Below are 15,496 nucleotides of genomic sequence, written 5' to 3'. Positions count from 1 at the left end.
ATATACGGATCGTCCGAATCGTCAAAAACATCGCTGTTTGTAACCAGCGCGATCTCCCCCTTTATGCCGTGAGGTTTGGCAAACTGTCCTATCTTGAAAACATCTTCTTTCTTAATCATGACAAGAATGTTTAAAGTCGGGTAATACGCGCCCCGATGCCGTTCAACCGTTTGTCAATATTCTGATATCCACGGTCTATCTGGTCGATATTATGGATATGGCTGGTACCTTCGGCACTCATCGCCGCAATCAGCAAAGCAATGCCGGCACGAATATCCGGAGAAACCATATTGGAACCACGCAGTTTGAAACGATTGCCCAACCCGATCACAGTCGCCCTGTGCGGATCGCAAAGAATGATCTGCGCTCCCATGTCGATCAGTTTGTCGACAAAGAAGAGACGGCTTTCGAACATCTTCTGATGGATCAGCACACTGCCGACAGCCTGCGTCGCCACAACGAGGAAGACACTCAGCAAGTCCGGCGTCAGTCCCGGCCAGGGAGCATCGGCAATCGTCATAATGGAGCCGTCGATAAACGTCTCGATCTGATAAGAATCGTGTGTCGGGACATGGATATCGTCACCGATCTGTTCGACCGTAATTCCCAGACGACGGAATGAATCGGGAATAATCCCCAACATATCATAGCCTGTATTTTTGATCGTGATGTCGGAACCGGTCATAGCAGCCATTCCGATAAAACTGCCTACTTCGATCATATCCGGCAAGATCGTATGTGTAGTGCCACCCAACGCCTCAACCCCTTCTATTGTCAGCAAATTGGAGCCGACACCCGAAATACGGGCTCCCATACGATTCAGCATGGAAGAAAGTTGTTGCAGATAAGGTTCGCAAGCGGCATTATAAATCGTTGTTTTTCCTTCTGCAAGCACGGCCGCCATCAAGATATTGGCCGTACCGGTCACTGAAGCTTCATCAAGCAGCATATAAGCGCCTTTCAGCTTCTTCGCCTCTATTTCGTAGAGCTGGCGGTCAGGATCATAACTGAAGCAAGCCCCCAGCTTCTGAATACCGACAAAGTGAGTATCCAGACGACGGCGTCCGATCTTATCGCCTCCCGGCTTAGGGATCAAAGCCTTGCCAAAACGGGCAACCAGAGGACCGACTATCATCACCGAACCGCGCAAGGAACCGCTTTTACGCAAAAACTCGTCCGTTTCCAGATAGTTCAAGTCGACAGCATCGGCCTGAAATGTATAGGTATCGGCAGCCGGATGCTCCACCTTCACCTGCATGTCGCGCAGGAGTTGTATCAGGTTATTCACATCCAGGATATCCGGTACATTATGGATTGTCACTTTTTCCGGCGTAAGCAATGTTGCACAAATGACCTGCAAGGCTTCATTCTTTGCGCCCTGCGGAACAATCTCACCGGACAACCGGTAACCGCCTTCTATGACAAATGAACTCATCGGCCTTTACGTGAATAGTTTTTCTTGTTGTTCGTATTGTTGCGGGCGAGTATATCACGGCTTTCCGCCAGCTTATGTACCTCTTCATCCAAGATGATCTGACCTTCCGACAATTCGTCGAGGTCTTTGAATATCTTCCGATCATCTACGGATTCCTTGTTCCAGGTAAGGAACGATTTCTTCATTTGGGTAGCCAGCAATTTAATCAACTGGTCCTTTTCCACACCCGGTTCGAATTCGGTTGCTTTCTGGATCATTTTCTCAAGCGTCTTGCCGTAATGACGGTAACGTATACGCGAATTGTTATAAGGTATACGCGGAGGACGTGAGTAAAGGTCTTCTTTCTTTACGATCTCGTACGGATAATCGATATCCAATTTGAAGTCGGCCATGATAGCCAAGTGATCCCAGAGAATATGTTTGAAGTCGTTTACATCGCGTAAATGGGGAAACATGTTTCCCATGATGTTGATTATTGTGTCTGCACAGCGTTTACGTTCTTCCCTGTCCTGAATGGTAATGCAATAGTCCACCATATTCTGTATATTGCGTCCATATTCGGGCATAACCAATTTCTTTTCTTCTGTATTATATTTCATTACAAATTCTGTTTATCCGGCAAAGTTACAGATTATAATTGATTTAAACAATACGGCTCCTCCCCCGCAGAGTGTTAAGAAAAGCCTATAAAACAACCAAGGAGAAAGAAAACCGATTATAATATGTTTGCTTTCCTACTACTATTTTGAAAAGCCAATGAACAAACGTATCAAAACATGGCTGGGCAAATGACTAAAATGACATCGGTCTGCAGATAACTGGTACACTAACTCGTTTCATGCCATCAACTAACTCCAAACACCTCAAGAACTAAATGATAACATATAGCAAAGTATCTATTGGCAGTCACCACCAATTGCCCATATGTAGTACTACCAATTGATGATAGATAGTACTACGTATTCGTGACAAGTAGTACTACATATAAATAATATGCTATATGCCTTGAATTAGTTTACTATGACTTCCGAGATAGTTTATGGTATGTTCCGGATCAGTTGCTTCTTGAGAACGGGCAGAGTCCGGATAGGATCATTTTGCATTTTCCTTACCACTTTGAGAAACAACGCTCCGAATAGGCACAAAAAAATTAGGGGACAAGGATATTCCCTGCCCCCTAATTGATTTTTAGTCCGTTATTATTTTGATTCTGGTGTCTTACTGAAAATGGCGTGGATACGCTTCATGTCGAACTTAGGGGTACGGTCGTAATAATAAATACCGTTTTGCTCCTGTTCCACATCCGTAAGCTGCGTATAGCAATAGCCCCAAATATCATTTGAGAGAGATAGCACAGCATCCACCTGACCTTCCAGACGAGCATAGAACTCTTCCAGGGAACGGGGCGGTTCGCCATATCCCCAGGATGTATTCTGGGCGCTCTCCATCTGCTGCGACGGATTCCATTTGATACCGCCAAACTCATCCACCAAGTAAGGCATGTCCTTCTTGTATTCCGGGAAAGCATACTGGTCGGTATATTTCAGGCCGTTGTAACCGATATTCATCGGCATCAGATGGATTTCCCATTTCGGAGCTTCCATCAGTTTGCCACCGTTATACAGTTTCTCCTTCAACTTGGCGGGGTCCTGTTCGTAATTATGAACGGTCCAGATATCGGTTGCGATATGCGTTCCACCGCTTGCCCCATGGAAAGGACGCGTCGGATCGATCATTTTCGTCAGGTTGTAGAGGTCGTGCATCAAACGCGGATATTGCACACGGTCGGGCCAGAACTCCTCGTTGGTCGGCGTCCAGATCAGGAGTGACGGATGGTTACGGTCGCGCTGCACAATCTCACTCCATTCGGTAATGAAATTACGAGCCGTTTCCGTATCGTTACAATCCATCCCCCAGCTGGAAGCTTCCCCCCAAGTCAGATAACCCATCTTATCCGCCCAATAATAGAAACGTTCTTCGAAAACCTTCTGATGCAGGCGTGCTCCATTGAAACCTGCCTCCATAGAGAGTTCGATATCCCGTTTCAACGCCTCGTCACTCGGAGCCGTCCAGATGCCGTCGGGATAGAAACCCTGGTCGAGCACCAGGCGTTGGTAGTAAGGCTTATTGTTCAGATAAATCTTATTGCCTTCGATATGCACTTTGCGCATACCGGCATAACCATTGACCTCATCAATTATATTTCCATTCTTATCCAATACTTTGTACTCCAAATCGTAGAGGAAAGGACTTTCCGGACTCCAGGTCTTCATCTTCTTGACCGGAAGGACCACAGAAGACAGAGAGCTTGCCGAAACCGTCCGGCTGGCAACCACCTTGCCGTTGTCTTTCAATGTCACCTGCAATTTTCCACCTGCTTCCTTATAGAAACGGGGACGAACCACCAATTGCTGCTGGTCGATATCCGTCAGAAGCTGAATCGATTGCAATCCTTCCGGATGGACCGCTTCCATCCAGACCGTCTGCCAGATACCGGTCGTACGGGTGTAGTTGCAGCCATAAGAAGCGTATTGCAGATTCTGTTTGCCGGCTGCTTGTTTGGCCCCACGGACGTCGCTCTCCACATAAACAACCAGACTATGTGTCTGGCCTGGCTTTACCAGAGAAGTAATATCCACGGCAAACGAGGAAGTCCCACCGAAATGGCGGCTAGCCAAAACACCGTCGATATAGACTTCCGATTTATAGTAGACCGCACCGAAATTAAGCAGAATGTTCTTTCCGTTCCATTCCTGCGGGATCGTGATCGGACGCTGATACCAGAAATGATTGATAAAGTCCGTATATCCAATACCGGACAATTTACTTTCTGGGCAGAAGGGAACAGTGATCTTCTTGTCAAAACCTTTCGATTTATAGAACTCGCGTTCCATTCCTGAACCGCCGAAATCAAACGAGCAGGTCCATTCCCCATTCAGGTTGACCCAACCCGCCCGCTCGAACTGCGGACGGGGATATTCGGGACGAGGCATAGACCAGACAGAGGCCACGCACAGAAAAAGAGATAAAAAAGCTATGCTAATCCGTTTCATGCTTTTACTTTAATTCGTTAATAACTGACTGATTGGCTTTCTTTACAGCAGCTTCGTCGATCTTGATCACTTTGCGGTCGTATGTCATCAGACCGTTCACTTCACCTTCCACATCAGTTGTCTGCGTATAGACAGCGGCAGAGAAACCACGTTTCACATAATCTTTCAGGATATTGGCGTATTTGACATATTCAGCCGTCACTTCGTCGCTGTTCTTAAACTGCACATATCCCCAGTTGCGTTTGTTCCACCACAAATGGTTTTCTACCGGAAGGCCGATTCCACCGTATTCACCCAACACATTCACACGTTTCGGATCGAACAGGAACATATCGGGAGCCGGATAGTTATGCAAATCCAAGATATCACCACAAGGACGATGATTACCGCCGCTTGCCGGGTTCACCAGACGGGAAGGATCGTAAGTCTTTGTCCATTCAGCCGCTTTTTCCGTTTCAAACTGTCCCCATGCTTCGTTGAAAGGAACCCAAACGACTACGGAAGGATTGGATATGCAAAGGTCCATGATCTCTTTCCATTCACGATAATAGTTGGCCTTGGATTCAGGTGTACGTTCATTGTCTTTTCCACCGTTATATACATGGTGATCCCAAATATAAGAGCCATGGTCGCCGCTCGGCATATCCTGCCATACCAAGATACCTTCCTTATCGCAATGATAATACCAGCGTGCCGGTTCCACTTTCACGTGCTTACGGATCATATTGAAGCCCCAGTCTTTTGTTTTCTTGATGTCGAACAACAATGCTTCATCTGTCGGAGCCGTATAAAGTCCGTCAGGCCACCATCCCTGGTCCAGCGGGCCGAACTGGAATAAATCCTGATTATTCAACTGCATGCGCATAATGCCGGCAGCATCGCGTTTGGAAGAAATCTTACGGAAAGCCGTATATGATTTTACTTCATCCAGCACCTTTCCATCTTTCGACAAAGAAACCGTCATATCATACAAATAAGGATTGGACGGGCTCCAAAGTGTCGGGTTTTGTACGAACAAACGCAATTCCTTTCCTTGAACACCTTTGGCCGTAGCCACAACCTGTCCTTTGTCCAACACCTTCACTGTCACGATGCCGGAATTGCAATTGCAGGAAGTTCCGACCGTCACATTCAACGTGTTATTATCAATATTGGGAATAGACTTTACAGAAGTCACATGGGCAGCAGCTACCGGTTCCAACCATACTGTCTGCCAGATACCGGTTACTGGTGTGTACCAAATACCTTCCGGACGGGAGGTTTGTTTTCCGCGCGGTTGATATCCCTTATCACTCGGGTCCCATACACGGACAACCAGCTTCTGGTTGTTCTTTCCTGTCAGATACGGAGTGATGTTGAAGGAGAACGGAGTGAAACCGCCTTTATGAGAACCGATCAGGATGTCGTTTACAAACACGTCCGCTTTCCAATCCACCGCACCGAAATTTAACATGATGTCCTTATTTTTCCAGGCTGAAGGAACGGAAAAAGTACGCTTATACCATAATTCGCTGTTTTCGCCAACTTCTTTCTGTACGCCAGACAGAGAGGATTCGACAGCAAAAGGAACCAAAATCTTACCATCGAATGTTGCCGGTTCTACATCGCCAACCGGTTTGATGGCATATTCCCATTCCCCGTTCAGATTTTGCCAATCGCCACGTTCCAACTGAGGACGGGGATATTCAGGAAGGACATTCGCCGGATTTACCTGTTCCGACCACGGTGTCTTGATCTTATCTCCTACCGGTTTCCATTGAGCCTGTGCACCCAAGGCCAGTGCCAATGCACAACATACAAATAAGGTCTTTTTCATGATTTATACTTTATGATTTGTGAATGATTATAATTTTCAATTAATAAACTCCGGAGCTTCCGCCTCCAGCGAAGGGCTTGCCCCTTCGATTTCCGGCCAGCCGTCTTTCCAACGGATCCGATCCAACATCAGGACACGCCCGGTGGGATTCTCACAACTCACGGCATGGTAAAGAATCCAGTCGTTCCCACGATCGTCCGTAACGATTTCCGAGTTATGCCCCGTACCGACAAAAACGTCATTCCCATGTATCAAGATTTCGTGATGGTTTTCCATCATCGGTCGTCCCTGTTTGTCCGTGTACGGACCGAACAGGCTGTCAGAACGGCCTACAACTGTAGTATAGGTACTTTTCAATCCCTCACAACAACTCCCTATCGAGGCAAACAAATAATAATAATCGCCCCTTTTATGGATGTAAGTACCTTCGTAGGCGGTTCCGGCAACCTGTTTCTTTTTGGCTCCGTCCCGAACAGATAGGCCGTCTCCCGACAACTCTATCCCATAGATACCGCGGAAACTACCCCAAAACAGGTATTTTTTCCCGTTATCCTCCATGAAAAATTGGTCTATAGAATTTTGAACTTGAATTGTCTTGCTTCGGAACAACGGTCCCTTGTCAATGAACGGCCCTTCCGGTTTGTCGGATGTAGCAACTCCGATCCCACAGGTCCACTCACCTCCCCAGACGGACATGGAATAATACAATACATATTGTCCGTTAATATAATTGATATCCGGTGCCCATAAGCCTCCTTTCGGCTCGAAGGTCGGACGTGTTTCTTCCGTGAAAGCCGTTCCGATCTCCTCCCAGTCCACCAAGTTGCGTGAACGATGGATCGGCGTATTGCGGATATCTTCGGTTGCATACAAGTAGAAATAGCCATCATCCGCTTTGATGATGGTCGGATCAGGCAAACTGTAATCGATCACCGGATTCCGATAAGTGCTCTTGGCTTCCACCACTGGTTCTTCCGCCGGCTCAGGACGAAAAGAGGGTTTATACATCTGCTTTTCCAGCATCTTCATAAAAAAGCCCCCCACTACCGAACGGGCACGCATGTTGATGGACCGGCCGTCGGTAGCCTCATACCAGTCGGTCAGGGGTACGCGAGGTTCGGTTTCATTCACATATTTATAGGCGGGTGATAACAAACGGGAGAAATCCTCCTGCGTATCTGCCAAGCACGCTGTCCATAAAATCCAATCAATCTTGGTATAGGTCTTGCGGCTGTCAAGCGGAAGGCCGAACGGCTGTTGCCGACTCAAATAGAAAGCGACCTCCTTCCGGGCGATCCTGTCCGGAAAGATATGCAAGCCCAAAACTCTATCCCAAACCAGATTATACTTCTGGCTCCAAGTATTTTCCCGGTCGAATGTCAGCCGGTAATGATCTCCATCATCAGCCATCCGCTCCCATTTCTCTGCCATCTCGCGAGCGGCTGAAACATACCTGACAGCCTGTTCCTTATCTCCCAACATCTCGGCCAACTTTCCATATCCGGCAATCCCTATGATCGCCTTTATCGAAAGGTTTGCATTATGGGCCAGGTGTCCGGCAAAATCATCCGTACACAACTGATTTTCCGGATCAAGTCCCTCTTTCAGCAAATAATTAGCCCAAACACCCAACGTCTTCCAATGTTCACGAGCATAATCCGCATTACCTTCGCGCAGAGCGATGGCAGTTGTCAGAATCAACATATTCCCACATTCTTCGACCGGCATATCGAAAGGATATGTCTGCCCGTTGGCATGAGGATAGGTTCCGACATCATGGGCGGCAAAAGGCTTGTTCCATCGTCCGCTTTCGCTGTAATGGAAAATCGGATTCAGCATTCCTTTCAATAATTCCGGATTATAAAGTAAGAACAAGGGGGCAGACGGATACGTCACATCAACCGTACCGATCGAACCATTGCTAAAATTCTCCTTGGAAAGAAACAACAGATTCCCGTCTTTATCTTCTATAAGTTTGTGGGCCGCCACCGCCTGGCGGTAAGCAATGGCACAAAGTTCTGCATATTCTTTTCCACCGGCTTTTTCCGCGTCTTCCATCAGACGAGTGTCGAAATGACGGCAGCGCTCCATAACCGAACGATATTCCTTCGCTGATTCTTCAAATGCCTGCCGGATATTTTTCTTACCGTTATGTTTCCAATACGCCATCCGGTTATCCTTGAAATACTGGATGGCATACAAGTCGTCATAGCCCACCATCAGGAACCCGGCCTTCGGAGAAGAAGACACTGCCTCCAAAATATGGCTGTAGACAAGTTGTTTCCGATCGCCAACCTCCATCACCGTCTCCTTTTCCACTTGTGCCGCCAAATAGAAATAACCCCAGTCAATACGGACATCATCCCCTTTGCGTAACAAAACAGCCTGCTCAGCCGTTCCTGTCTTCAAATAAGAAATACCGTTTTCCACCTCCCTCTCAACCATGACCGCCTGATCCTCCGTGTTGACGGCCAAAGATGAAAAAGCTTCGACACTCACCCGTACCTCATGCTTCTTTTGATCTGCCGAACGAACCTGCCAAGAAATATAATTGACCGGCATGGACATCCGATCCAAATCATCCAGCAATAACGGAGCCGTAAAAACGACATCGAGCAAAACCGGACCACATTCAAATGTATAATAAGTTTGCGTGGGAAGGACATTCACAGACAACTGTCGGGCAGCAGTCGCAAAACGAACCGATGCTCCCTCTTCCGGTGTTTCCTTTCCCATGAAACGATAAGAAACACCATCCACATCCACTACCCCCAACAAGGCCTGTTCCTTGCCGGTCCAATGGCGGGTCACATCAGCATTCAATTCATCTGCAAACGACCAAACGCTGGTATATGGATCTACGGAAATAAGCGGATAAGAAGGAGCGCGCAATGCGTTCCTTTTATCCGGCTCAAACAAACTCCCTGAACCGCAGGACACGTTCAGCAGTATCCCTTGGCAACAAATCAATAGTATCAGAAAGGCCTTCTTCATTTCTAATAAATATATATAATTAAACACAAACTGACTTGATAATAAATCATGTGCAAAGGTATTCTTTCGCCTTCTATCACATTTTCAATTATCAATCATTTACTTTCAAATATCAATCAAAACTATATGAAATCAGCTTGATACGCAAAACCGGATAGGATAACCGTTTTTCAAGCATCCTATCCGGCAATAACCTTATCACTTCAACCGAACCACTGGCGAATAGATAGCCTGATCCGCTCCGTTAGCCAAAACACCGACACGAGCGTAAAGGGCTTTTGCCTTTACTATTTCGGTATTACCGCTAATATCGGCAGAAAGATTCACGCTACCGGGAACGACATCCGAGAAGTCCTGACGGTACAAGTTGTTGACATCATCCGCAAATTGCGTCTTGCTTAATAACAACATCACCCGACTGATCTTCGCATCCGGCACAATCCTGTTAATCATAAACGACGCGTTCATTGCCGATCCCGTAACAGACAATTGTTCGTTCGAAATCATAAAATACGGAGTAACTTCCAGATTCACTTCCGTATGTCCTTTCAAATTCACGGTTACGGACTCATGATTATTCACCCACGGTCCGTTCCCGTCTCTTGTCGTCAAACGATATTCACCATCAAACAAAAGAGCGGAGAAAGTACCATCTTGTCCTACAAAAACAGAAATCGGATCATTCTTCTCATAACCATCCTGATACAACTGCAACTGGACTGCTTCGCCGGTTCCACGCAAGTTCAAAGCCTGTCCCTGATAAGTAACTCTACCAACCAGTTTGGATTCCGGCGCATCAAAATTATCTTTTCCACAGCCGGAAAACAATACCAGCAGTAAAATTACCGAAAAAATATTAGATATAATCTTCATACTCATGCATTTTTAATTATTGATACGGGTTCTTTACCAACTTAGGATTATTGTTAACCCAGCCCAAATCGAGGAAGTTGTAATAATTCTGCATCCGGAAATAACGTGCATTCGGAGACATGAACAAGAAGTCTTCCACAAACACCCACTTGCCGTCATTCGGGTCACCCGGTGCAACCACACGATACGGCCAGAGGCGACGGTGACGAGCCTGCGGATCATTGTTGTTTCCATTCCAGACTTTATCAGCCAAACGCCAACGCTTCATATCCCAATAACGATGGTCTTCGAAAGCAAATTCAACGCGATATTCATGCACGATATTCTCAAATGTAACAGTTTCCAACGGCTTCACACCTGCACGATTACGCACGGCATTGATAAATTCGGCTGCACGTCCGTTTTCCAGTTCGAAAGACGCTTCGGCCGCAATCATATAGGCTTCAGACATACGGAAACGAGGCATCCACATTTCGGAATTACGACCACGCGTCGATGCTCCAGGAGTTTCATCAATAAATTTACGATAATAAAAACCTGTCTTATTAACATACTGTTCATTAGACTCTTTCGGACCGTTCAATGCAGTCAAAGCATTTCCATTGGCGTCTTTAGAGTCCAAATCACCAGCTATCAGCTCCCATTCTCCATTATTCTTTACCAACTGACCTGCCTGCAATACGACCGGAACACTTTTCAATTCCGCACCCGGATAAAGGATAGTTCCCCATAAACGAGGATCACGGTCTTTGAATGGAGCATCAGACGAATCATAAAACTTAAATGTCCCATTTTCAGAAGTCACGACCTTACTATCCGTCCCAGGGGTATCCGTATCAAGCAATTCATAGGCTTCAACCAGATTTAAAACAGGACCGCCATAACTATTGTCAATATCCTCCGCATGAGACTTAGGAATATTATATTTCGTAAACTCAACAGTCTGCCCCGGATATTTATAATCCCGTGCCCAAATAACTTCTGTATTATTGTCTTTTACGGATGTCGCCTCATAAAAGTTTAATCCCTTATTGTCCGGACGCCGATCCTGCAGAATATAAGGACTGTCTTTAATCACATTCTCTGCGGCAGCCAAAGCCGTTTTATAATAATCAGATGCCTTATCAGCCGGAATCCCAACTTCCCCTCCCTCTGTTCTAATCGGAGTTGACATTTTATTATTATAATTAGCGATCGAAGCAGCATAGACAGCGGCACGCGCTTCCAACATCTTAGCCGTCCACCTATTTGCACGAGCAGAATTTATCTGTTTCTCCGCCGGCAATAAATTATAAACAGCCTGGCATTCACTTATGATATAATCATACATCTCTGCTTCCGTCGAACGTGGGAACTGCATCGTAGTTATATCCATACCAGATTGATAGTCAAACACCTCATCTCCGATTATCGGCATACCGCCCAAACCACGGCACATATTGAAATAACACCAAGCACGTAAAAAACGCGCCTCCCCTTCTAATGGAGCTTTCTCAGAATCTTTCAGGACTTCCGTTTCACGCAACCCTTTTAAAAACTGATTCACATTACGGATGAACGTATAATCATACACTCGCCAAAGATCATCTTCGAACGTAGAGCGTTGATCCGGTCCTCCATCCATTTTTGCCGCATCATCAATATAAGTCATGGAATAGCTATCATTTATGTGTTGTCCCCATGTTACGCGACCATAATAATTCGCTAAAACAGATTTAATCATCACCGCATCACCAAAAATCTGGTCATCCGTCATGATCTTATCTGGCTCACGATCCAAAAAATCACTACAAGCCGTTGCCGAGAACAAACAAACTGCCAAGGCCGACATTATATATATCTTCTTCATTTCTACCTAAAATTTAAGGTTTACACCAATATTTATAATACGTGTTGTCGGATATCCCAAACCATTTCCTTCCGTCGATTCAGGATCAATACCCGGAGCATTGGTAAATGTCAACAAGTTGGTCCCCGCCACATAAAAGCGCAGATCCGAGATCAACGCTTTTTCCACAATATGTTTCGGGAGCGTGTATCCTAACTCCAAATTACGTAATTTGACATACCGGACATTCTTTTTCCAGAAGGTACTGTTCCAATAATTACTGTGCGAACTATTTCCAATCAACAACATCGGATATTTTCCCGGTATCAATTCACTGTCTGCATCCCAAATATCAGACAAACGCCATGTGTCTTCCATATAATATTGCGGGTTGTTACCACCATCATGGAACGGGTTACGTTGTTCCCATTGCTGATACCAGGATCCCATCGCGCCACCGGTAAAATCGAACGCCAAATCAAATCCTTTCCAACCGAATGAAAAATTCAAACCGAAATTAAGAATCGGAGTGGAATCTTCCCGATATCCAATCGGACGTTCATCCAAACTATTAATCACACCGTCACCATTCACATCCTTATATTTGATGTCACCCGGACGAAGCGTCTTATTACCCTGACGGTCATTGTCGATCGGATAAGTGGCGATCTCTTCCCAACTATTGAACTGTCCGATTGCTTCCAATCCCCAGTTCAGATAACCGAAACGATGGTTCAACGAATTGCGATACACATCCCAAGAATTGGAGAAACGCGGTTTATACTGTTCCCAATCATAGAAACGGGAATACGTAATATTACCGCCGATAGAATATGTGAAGTCCTCTACCCGGTCTGTCCACCGAACAGCCGCATCATACCCCATGTGCACATCCGAATTCAAGTTTTCTTTCGGTAGGCTGAAACCGACTTCCGATGGCAACAGGACATCATAACGAGATGCAGGAAGCCCGTCACGCTGACGGCGGAAAAAGTCGAACTGCCCCGTCAAGCGATTATCCAAAAAAGCAACATCAAAGCCGACATCCAGAATCTTAGCCTTGATCCAAGACAATGTCGTCACCGGAAGTCCGCGCGGAACCGAACCTATCGTATATTTCCCATCAATAACAGAACCGCCATTCTTATAGTTATAACCGCTCATATAATCGAACGCCGCATATCCGGAAACGTTATCGTCACCCACCATACCGTATGATCCACGGATTTTCAAATCGCTGAAAATATTCGATAGCTTGGATTCCTTCCAGAAATTTTCTTCCGAAATACGCCAACCGACAGAAGCGGAAGGGAAGAATCCCCAACGATGATCAGGCGGAAATTTCCAAGATCCATCATAACGAGCCGAAAATTCAACCAGATATTTATTGGCATAATCATAGTTGCCACGGAACATCCACCCCAAACGTGCCTCCGTTTCATTACCCTCATCATTATATGTATCCATCGTCTCATAATCAATCAGATGTAACGCATTAGCCGTCGGAATAGCATGCAGCCAGGAAGTCGGCGTATCTCGCTTAATCGATTCAACCCCGGCAACAGCGGCCACATTATGATCTCCAAACCTTTTATTGTAAGACAGTTGAATATTCGACATCAATTCTTCGTTGTGTCCCACACGTCTTTCTCTCCAAGGATTATTATTCTCGAAAATCACCGGATAAGTATCCGTCGCTTCATCATAGCCATACAATTTATACGTATATTCCTGATTATTCATCTGCTGATATGCCAGATAATATCCGACCAAAGCCTTTGCCTTCAAACCATCGAAAATATCATACTCCGCCGTGGCTTGTAATTGCGCCACACGCCAAGTTTCTTTATATTCTCCGGACAATTCATAATTCAACCATCCGAAATTCGTCGCGGCATTAGAAGAAGTCAATGTCGGATATTTAGGATTGTCATTTGCAAAAGGACGCTTTGTCGGCAAATTTCGATATGTCCCAAAACGAGGCATCCAATAATCATCTGCCTCCGGAACACCCGGATTTTTCCTTTCTTCTATACGGCCATTCATGGAAGCTCCCACTTTCAAACGAGAAGTAATTTGCGTGTCTATGTTCATCTGAACATTGGTACGTTTAAATCCACCATAATTTACAATCATCGCGTCTTGGCTCATGTGACCGACAGAAACATAATAGTTCGTCTTATCCGAACCACCGGAGATATTGGCATTCAGATAATACTGAGGATTGGTTTCCCAGATGAAGTCATACCAGTCAAACGGCACATATCCTTTTTCTTTTCCCGCCAACCATTTCTGATAGTCTTCCTTACTATATGTATAGTCGGTCTTTCCTTGAACCGTTTCAGACTGGATATAATTGGTGATATAGGTCGCCGCATCCGCCGGTTTCGGGAAAGTAGACGGATTCTGCCAACCGTAGTATGCGTTCAGAGAAACCGTATTCTTAGTGTTCCGTTTACCTTTTTTCGTATTGACAACAACAACACCATTTGCCGCACGCACACCGTAAATAGCGGCAGAAGCATCTTTCAACACAGAAATGCTCTCGATATCATTGAAGTCGATATTATTGAATTGGCCTGCATCCGATTGCACACCGTCGATCACATACAACGGATCACCCATGTTACGGATCTGGATACTGGTCGTAGCCCCCGGACGGCCATCCGTCTGGCGCGTGTTCAAACCGGCGATCTTACCGACCAGTGCACCCGAAGCCGTGGAGGCAACCGAACGGCTGATGTCTTCCGAACCGACGGCCGTGACGGCACCCGTCAGCGTCGCCTTTTTCTGCGACAGACCGAAACCGGTCACCACCACTTCTTCCAGCGCCTGCGAATCTTCACGCAAAGTTATATTCAAAGTAGATTTTCCTTTGACCGAAACAGACTGCGTGACATAACCGATATAAGAAATTTCCAACACGGCATCAGGAGCCACAGTCAAGGAAAAAGCACCATCCATATCTGTAATGATACCGTTGGTCGTCCCTTTTTCAACGACATTGGCTCCCGGTACCGGTTCACCCAAATTGTCGACTACGATCCCTTTTACTATATGTGTTTGTTGCTGTACGACAGCCACGGAAACTTCCTTTGCGGCTGCTTTCTTTTCCGGAACCAAGACAATTTGGTTGTTCGATATTTCAAATGTCATTCCCGTCGAAAACAGGATATTTTTCAAAATATCCTTAACAGCCTTGTTTTGAGCATTCACGCTTACTTGACGAGACAAATCAATCTTATTCTCATCATAGAAAAATGAATAACCGCTTGCCTCTTCGATCCGTGAAAGCGCCTCGCTCAACGAAACATTTTCCAACCGGAGCGAGATGGAACGAAGCTGAACTTCCGCTTCGGCCGTCCCGGGCAAACTCATCCAAAATAAAATGCTTATCAATAATGGCATCTTCCATTTCAAAATGCCACTGTTACTAAAGAACTTTCGTTTCTTCATAACCTTTTTAAGATTTAATAAATTACTGATTTAATTGTTAC

Annotated in this window: 8 protein-coding genes; all 8 read right to left on the bottom strand. The window is 45.8% G+C overall.

The window, feature by feature from the left end:
- Positions 1 to 130: 130 nt before the first annotated feature.
- The 8 genes from murA to BHV83_RS15215 all read right to left on the bottom strand — a co-directional run bounded on the left by murA (position 131) and on the right by BHV83_RS15215 (position 15,455).
- Positions 131 to 1,435, bottom strand: coding sequence for a UDP-N-acetylglucosamine 1-carboxyvinyltransferase (gene murA, locus BHV83_RS15250; protein ID WP_005641366.1), 1,305 nt, complete (start codon positions 1,433 to 1,435; stop codon positions 131 to 133).
- The gene (locus BHV83_RS15245; protein WP_005641367.1) at positions 1,432 to 2,034 is read right to left on the bottom strand and encodes a DUF4290 domain-containing protein; all 603 of its coding nucleotides are present in this window, start codon (positions 2,032 to 2,034) and stop codon (positions 1,432 to 1,434) included. Before BHV83_RS15245 ends, murA begins: the two co-directional genes overlap by 4 nt.
- A 600-nt stretch (positions 2,035 to 2,634) precedes the next feature.
- Complete coding sequence (locus BHV83_RS15240) at positions 2,635 to 4,488, bottom strand: glycoside hydrolase family 2 protein (protein ID WP_286757714.1); 1,854 nt, start codon at positions 4,486 to 4,488, stop codon at positions 2,635 to 2,637.
- Between the two features lie 4 nt (positions 4,489 to 4,492).
- A complete protein-coding gene (locus BHV83_RS15235; RefSeq protein WP_286757712.1) occupies positions 4,493 to 6,304 on the bottom strand; it encodes a glycoside hydrolase family 2 protein in 1,812 nt (603 codons plus the stop codon).
- A gap of 36 nt (positions 6,305 to 6,340) precedes the next feature.
- Positions 6,341 to 9,298: a glutaminase domain-containing protein gene (locus BHV83_RS15230; RefSeq protein ID WP_286757711.1), complete on the bottom strand. Its 2,958-nt coding sequence runs from the start codon at positions 9,296 to 9,298 to the stop codon at positions 6,341 to 6,343.
- Positions 9,299 to 9,496: 198 nt separating this feature from the next.
- The gene (locus BHV83_RS15225; protein ID WP_005648397.1) at positions 9,497 to 10,171 is read right to left on the bottom strand and encodes a DUF3823 domain-containing protein; all 675 of its coding nucleotides are present in this window, start codon (positions 10,169 to 10,171) and stop codon (positions 9,497 to 9,499) included.
- Between the two features lie 16 nt (positions 10,172 to 10,187).
- Positions 10,188 to 12,020, bottom strand: a complete 1,833-nt coding sequence (locus BHV83_RS15220) for a RagB/SusD family nutrient uptake outer membrane protein (protein WP_005648399.1) — start codon at positions 12,018 to 12,020, stop codon at positions 10,188 to 10,190.
- 6 nt (positions 12,021 to 12,026) lie between these two features.
- Positions 12,027 to 15,455, bottom strand: coding sequence for a TonB-dependent receptor (locus BHV83_RS15215; RefSeq protein WP_122299896.1), 3,429 nt, complete (start codon positions 15,453 to 15,455; stop codon positions 12,027 to 12,029).
- Positions 15,456 to 15,496 lie beyond the last annotated feature (41 nt).

The organism is Parabacteroides sp. merdae-related_45_40 (assembly GCF_001915675.1).
The sequence above is the reverse complement of the archived record's forward strand: the minus strand, read 5'-3'. Positions and strand labels throughout refer to the sequence as shown.